Origin of the sequence: Microcoleus sp. (assembly GCF_049646505.1) — a bacterium.
In the GTDB taxonomy this organism is placed as follows: Bacteria; Cyanobacteriota; Cyanobacteriia; order Cyanobacteriales; family Microcoleaceae; genus Microcoleus.
In genome coordinates this window covers 1-4,478 of sequence record NZ_JBARVX010000351.1, presented here as the reverse complement: position 1 = coordinate 4,478, position 4,478 = coordinate 1, and the positions used below count along the sequence as shown (strand labels likewise).

The window sequence follows — 4,478 nt, the reverse complement described above, 5'->3', positions numbered from 1 at the left end:
AAATGTAATAGAATTGTTAATACCGAAATTAACTGCGGTGTCAAACATGACGATCGCCAAAGCAGGCTGCATAGTTCCCGAAAGACTAGAATCCCAGTAATATTTATAAATTTCTAGGAGCTCTGCTTCCGACATCTGCGTCACGTCGAGGGGCGGCAGCCCGCGACTGTAGCGGTAGGAGTTGTATTCTGTTTGCAGGATGCCCCGATAGGTTCTGCCGCCCTTATCGGCTGGGTGATTGCTGAATCCGCCCTCAAAATATAAGGTGAAATAAAGAGCAGTTTGAAATAATTTCTGCCGAAAGCTGGCTGTCTGCTGCTGCTGTGCGAAAGTCTTTTGGGCAAAAGGCAAGGGGATTGCTAAGGCTAACAAAAGTATCCCCAGCAGGAGGTTTGGCTTCCACTTGATGTTAGGTTGGTGCTGTGTCGCTTGCTTGTCGCTCATAAATTATCTGTGACGATCGCGCGTAATTCCGCTAAAACTGGTACTCTGCAAAATAATATAGATTCAACCTTTAACTTGATAGCACAGATAGGCCGCCAAATGAATTCCGATTTTCGCAACCAATCCGAAACACCCCAATTTGAAGATGCTGCATCGCTGACAGTCGTTGCAGAAACCTATTACTCCCAAGGCGATTTAGCAGCAGCAGTCGCTGCTTGCCGCCGAGCTCTGGAATTGCAACCGGATTGGGCGGCGGCTTACGTGACAATGGGTAACGTGCAGCAAGCAACCGGGCAAATTGAGGAAGCGATGCGGTTTTATTCTGAGGCGATCGCCCTGAATCCCGATTTTGCTGAGGCCTATGCTAATTTGGGGAGTATGCTCTACAAACAAGGGCGTTTGGTAGAGGCGATTGTCAATTACCAAAAGGCGATCGAACTCAAACCAACTTTGGCCGCTGCTTACTGGAATTTGGCAGGGGCGATGAAGCAGCAAGGGCAGTTTGATGCTGCTGTAGCCTACGAGCAAAAAGCTCTCGAACTCAATCCCCATCTGGCTCAGGTAGATTTTCACATAAATTTGGGAGATCGATTAGCGCGGCAGGGGAAGCTAGATGAGGCTGTGGCTGCATGGCAGCGGGCGATCGCCTTCAAACCCGATTTACCCGAAGCATACTGTCAAATTGGCATAATTTTGCGCCACCAAGGCAAATTTAAAGACGCCATACCCAACCTGCAAAAAGCCCTAGAAATTAAACCAGATTTTATTTCAGCCCACCAACATTTGTGCGGCATCCTCAGAGATACTAGCAATTTAGCAGCCGCGCGGCAAGCCGTGCACGCATACAGCCAAATGTGCGCCGAAACCGATCCGATTATGACGGCGATTTACTTCGTCAGCACCTATCAAGTATCGGGATTGAATCAAATTGCGGGCGATCGATTTTTAGAATTAGAATCCTACTTGCAGCAAAACTTAGAAACGGCAAGTTCGGTAGAAATTAAATCGCTTTATGCAAACTTCTTATTCAGCACGCCCTATCTGCGAGATGACTTGGCAGCCAACTCTCAACTTTACAGATTAATTGCCAAAAAGTACACCGACAAATGTATCAAACCTAATTTTCCTCAACCTGCAAATTACAGTTACCAACCAAAAGCCCCCGGTAGCAAGTTAAAAATCGGCTTTTTGTCCAATCACTTCAGCCGCCATTCTGTAGGTTGGTGCAGCGCTGACATCATTCGCGAATTGTCCGGCATCACGCCCAACTTGCATTTATACGCTTCTGAAAAAATTGTTGCGGACGATCGCACTCAGCAATTTGAAAAAATTGGCAAACTGACTTTCCCCAAAACTTACCCAAACGGACTTGCCAATTCCGCAGAAATTATCGCCCAAATTCAGCAAGACGAATTAGACGTTTTAGTCGATTTAGATTCTCTCAGCGTACCAGTTCACGCAGATATTCTTCACCAAAAACCCGCGCCAGTTTGTGTTTCTTGGTTGGGATTCGATGCACCTTACATATCCTCGGAAAATTACTTTCTTACAGACTGGCACTCGCACCCAGAAGGCCGCGAAAAATATTATGACGAACAGCTAATTAGGATGCCGGATTCTTTTGTAGCGGTGTCAGGTTTTCAGAGGTACGGAGTCGATCCGGTGGCATTGAGAAAGTCGAACCGGATCGGTTTGGATCAGACGGTTTACCTGTGCGTCGCTCCCGGCAGAAAATTCAACCGCGACTTAGTAAAAGCACAAGTTGCGATTCTCAAACAAGTACCCAACAGCGTTTTAATTCACAAAGCTTTGGGCGATGCTGCGGTGTTTGAGGGTGCGTATCACCAAGCTTGCGAAGCTGAAGGAGTCAGCAAGCACCGAATTAAGTTTTTGCCGAGGTTTGCTACGGAGGAAGAGCACAGAATTGTCTATTTGCTGGCCGATGTTTTGTTGGATTCTTATCCTTATAATGGAGGAACTCACACTTTAGAGGCTTTGTGGTTTAATTTGCCTGTGGTGACTCGTACCGGAGAGCAATTTTTGTCGAGAATGGGTTATTCGTTTTTGCAGGCTTTGGGGATGGAAACTGGCGCGGCTCAGTCTTGGGAAGAATATGTGGATTTGGGTGTAAAATTGGGTAAAGATGCTAATTTGAGACAGGCAATTAAAGCGCATTTGATGAAGTCTAAAGATGCAGCTAATTTGTCGCCGCTGTGGAATCCGAAAAAGTTTGCTGGTGATATGTATGGGGTGTTTGAAAAGTTGTGTAAAATATGATATGGAATTTCTCATAAAGATGAGGTGCTGTCGGGCATGGGGCATGGGGCATTGGGCATGGGGCATTGGGCATGGGGCATGGGGCATGGGGCATGGGGCATGGGGTATTGGGCATTGGGCATTGGGCATTGGGCTTGAGAACCACTATATTTCTGATATTTCGTATTTTTGTATTGCCACAGTTCTCTTATTCATAATCAAGACAAAACTGAGGCAGCAAGTCTCGGAATTAAATAAAAATATTAGGATTTAAAAATGGCTATTTTACACGGCAGTTGGCTACTAAATAATGAAAAAAGCGGCTTATTTATTTGGGGGGAAACTTGGCGGAAGATTGGGGCGATCGATATTGTTGAATCTGAGATAATTCCGCATAATCCTTTGGCAATGACTGAGGCGGAGTTGAATATTTTTCTAAATTCTTTGCAGCAGTCGGGGAAACTCCACTGGCAATTACCCGAAACCGCAGAAATTAAGCAGAAAACTAAGAAAACTCGGAGTTCGTCCAAAACGACGGCGGCAGTCCTTCCTAGGGAAAATTTATCGATTCAGAGGCAAGTTCGGGCGATCGCGCTTCCCACCAAAATCTCGGAATCCAACGCAAATATTATGCCGCAGCACTCAGCCGCAGCATTAGAGGAACCAGCCAAAATCAATGAAATTTATCTTTATCCCTGGCAAGTTGAAGGTTATTTGCTCAACCCTCAAGCCACTTTTGTTTTTTTGCAATCGCTGCCGCTAAATAGCACAGAAGCAGATTCTTTTGTCGGCTCGGATTTGCGTTTTTGGTCGCATCTTGCTAGGTGGAGTTTGGATTTGTTGGCGAGGTGCAAATTCTTGCCGGCATTGGAGAGGCAATCTGATGGTTCTGCTATTGCTAAATGGCAACCTTTGTTAGACAGTTCGACAGATATTCTCCGTCTCGCTACTTTTTCTAAGCAAATGCCGGCGGCTTGTCGAATGTATCAATCGAAGGAAGAAGGTTCGGCAGCGGATTTTGTAGCGGATGTAACGGATGTAAGATTGGCCGCGGATTTTGTAAAGGCTTTGGCGGTGGATTTGCCGGTGGGGGCGCAGGAGTTGGTTTTGGGGTTTTTGAGCAGTATTGTAGATAGTGAAGTGCGATCTGCTGCTGGCTCAAATTTAGACATCAAAACACTTTCTCCAACCCGCGAATGGCTGCAAGCTTTGCAACAAGAATCTGGAGTCGTGCAAGCAGAATCAGCCGCTTTAGAAAAGTTGGCAAATAAGCTTGTTGCTTGGACTTCGCCGCTGCAAAACCAACTGTCTGAACAAAGTTTATTTCGCACTTGTTTTCAACTTATTCCGCCGTCTCCGGGCAAAGTTAATTGGAGTTTAAATTATTGTTTGCAAGCAGTAGATGAAACGGATTTTTTGGTGGATGCTACAACTGTTTGGAACAATTCTGTTGAACGTTTGGCTTATGCGGGGCGGACAATTGAATTGCCACAAGAAACTTTGCTGGGAGGGTTGGGTTTAGCATCGAAACTTTATCCGTTAATTGAACCGAGTTTGCAAGCACAGCGGCCTCAATTTTGTCAATTAAATCCGCTGCAAGCTTACGAGTTTATTAAGTCTGTGGCTTGGCGATTTGCTGATAGCGGGTTGGGCGTTGTTTTGCCGCCTAGTTTGACAAAGACTGATGGTTGGGCGAGTCGTTTGGGTTTGAGTATTCAGGCGGAAACTACCCCCCCCAACCCCCCCTTAGCAAGGGGGGGCGCTGGAGAAATTAACCC

Annotated in this window: 3 protein-coding genes; 2 read left to right on the top strand and 1 reads right to left on the bottom strand. The window is 46.1% G+C overall.

The genetic code is table 11. From position 1 onward, the window contains the following. Window positions 1-444: glycosyl hydrolase 108 family protein (locus tag WBA89_RS18070; RefSeq protein ID WP_424408597.1), on the bottom strand; the 444-nt coding region annotated here is incomplete at its 3' end. 99 nt (window positions 445-543) lie between these two features. Here WBA89_RS18070 and WBA89_RS18065 point away from each other — a divergent pair. After that, window positions 544-2,721 (top strand): tetratricopeptide repeat protein, encoded by a 2,178-nt coding sequence (locus tag WBA89_RS18065; RefSeq protein WP_424408596.1) that lies wholly within the window; start codon window positions 544-546, stop codon window positions 2,719-2,721. A 255-nt stretch (window positions 2,722-2,976) separates the two neighbouring features. Continuing rightward, a partial coding sequence (locus WBA89_RS18060) for an SNF2 helicase-associated domain-containing protein (RefSeq protein ID WP_424408595.1) occupies window positions 2,977-4,478 on the top strand: 1,502 nt, incomplete at its 3' end.

Excerpts from the sequence above, each read along its gene's own strand:
- WBA89_RS18065 (WP_424408596.1), top strand. The coding sequence starts at position 544 with ATGAATTCCGATTTTCGCAACCAATCCGAAACACCCCAATTTGAAGAT.